The 1962-nt window shown below is 55.0% G+C and carries 2 pseudogenes; one reads left to right on the forward strand and one right to left on the reverse strand.

Annotated features, from left to right (window positions below):
* Positions 1–1363: pseudogene (locus tag WBV27_RS01825) on the forward strand (vitamin B12-dependent ribonucleotide reductase); the annotation flags it as partial.
* A gap of 171 nt (positions 1364–1534) precedes the next feature.
* On the opposite strand, the pseudogene WBV27_RS01830 reads toward WBV27_RS01825, so the two are convergent.
* Positions 1535–1962, reverse strand: a pseudogene (locus WBV27_RS01830) (MFS transporter); the annotation flags it as partial.

A 1962-nucleotide genomic window follows, 5' to 3' on the forward strand; every position in this document is an offset into this window, starting at 1 on the left:
GCACTACGATGCCGAATGGACCAACTGCGGCGATGCCCGCGAATGGGAAGCTACCGGCAACGCCGTCCGCACCTACCGGACCGTCAAAGCCCGCGAATTGTGGCGGCTGATCAATGTCTGCGCCACTTACGCGGCAGAGCCTGGCATCTTCTTCATCGACAACGCCAACAAAATGACGAATGCGGTAGCCTACGGTCAAAAAGTCGTCGCGACCAACCCTTGCGGCGAACAGCCATTGGCAGCCTATTCCGTCTGCAACTTGGCCGCAGTCAATCTGGCTGAAATGGTCAACAAGGACCTGCAGATGGTCGACTTCGCCAAATTGGAACAGACTGTCCGCACCGGTATCCATATGCAGGACAACGTCATCGACTCCACCCCTTACTTCCTGGAGGAGAACAAAAAACAAGCGCTTGGCGAACGACGGATTGGCTTGGGGATCATGGGCTTGGCGGATATGCTGATCTATTGCGGCGTCCGCTACGGTTCACTGGAAAGCCTGCAGCTGATTGATCAAGTCTTCGAAACGATCGCAGTGGCGGCCTACGAGGAAAGCATCGAGTTGGCGAAGACGCGCGGCAGCTTCCCGTTCCTGGTCGGACAGACCGGAAAAGAGACGCAGATCCTGCGCGAGCGTTTCATCAACACTGGCTACATGAAAAAAATGCCGGAGCATGTCCGTGAAGGCGTCCTGAAATACGGCATCCGCAACTCGCATCTGTTGACGGTGGCGCCTACCGGATCGACTGGCACGATGGCCGGCGTTTCCACCGGGTTGGAACCTTACTTCTCGTTCACGTATTTCCGCAGCGGCCGTCTCGGCAAATTCATCGAAGTGAAGGCGGATATCGTCCAAGAATATCTGGATCGTCATCCGGATGCCGATCCGAATCAGTTGCCTGATTATTTCGCGACCGCCATGACGCTTGCTCCTGAAGAGCACGTCGATGTGCAGACGACGATCCAGCGCTGGGTCGACAGCTCCATCTCGAAAACGGTGAATACGCCGAAAGGCTACACAGTCGATCAAGTCGAAAAAATCTACGAGCGCCTTTACCTGGGCGGAGCCAAGGGCGGTACGGTCTACGTCGACGGCAGCCGCGATTCGCAGGTGCTGACGCTGAAAGCCGAAGAAAACGTTTGGGATGACGAAGCTAAGCTTGAGGAAGAGAAAGAGCACGTCAAAATCAACAAGGACAAGACTTTCCTGGTTGATTCGATAGCCAATCTCACATCAACCGATGTCACTATCGGCAACGAAATCGGCGACACCTGCCCGATCTGCCGACAAGGTACGGTCGAAGATCTTGGCGGCTGCAACACGTGCACCAACTGCGGCGCGCAGCTGAAATGCGGATTGTAAACTACTACTAATAATGAAGAAGAACCCGTCCAAAAATCAGACGGGTTCTTCTTTGTGGTTTGCCAACAATTATGCTTTGTTGCTCGTCTTGCGCTTCAGTGTCCGATAACCACAGAGTATCGGACAACCACAAAAAAGAGCTGCCCGATGCGGCAGCTCCAGTCTCTAGTTTCATTCTTTCCCGGTGTCTGATACTTCCGGTTTGCCGGCTTCCAGCAGGACCCGGTCACGGATGGCGAAGAAGGCCACGACCATCATGAATACACCCGATACGGCCATCAGTATCTCAATCGCCATCCGGTCAGCGAGCGGTCCGAAGATCAGCATCCCCAGCGGCATCATCGAACTTGAGACCATGCTTTGGACGCCGAAGACGCGGCCAAGGAAATCTTCCTCGACCTTTTCCTGCAGCAGCGTCATGCTCGGAGCGTTAAGGAGCGGGATGACGAGACCGACGAGACCCATCAGGAAAAGGTAAATCCAGAAATTCGGGATCACACCCATCCCGAAGGTGCATAAACCCATGGCCCCGATCGCAAAAGCGATGGAATGGATCCGGTTCTTGAAGCCGCCCCATGAGGCGATCCAGAGTCCGCCGC

The organism is Trichococcus sp., from assembly GCF_049589555.1.
In the GTDB taxonomy this organism is placed as follows: domain Bacteria; phylum Bacillota; class Bacilli; order Lactobacillales; family Aerococcaceae; genus Trichococcus.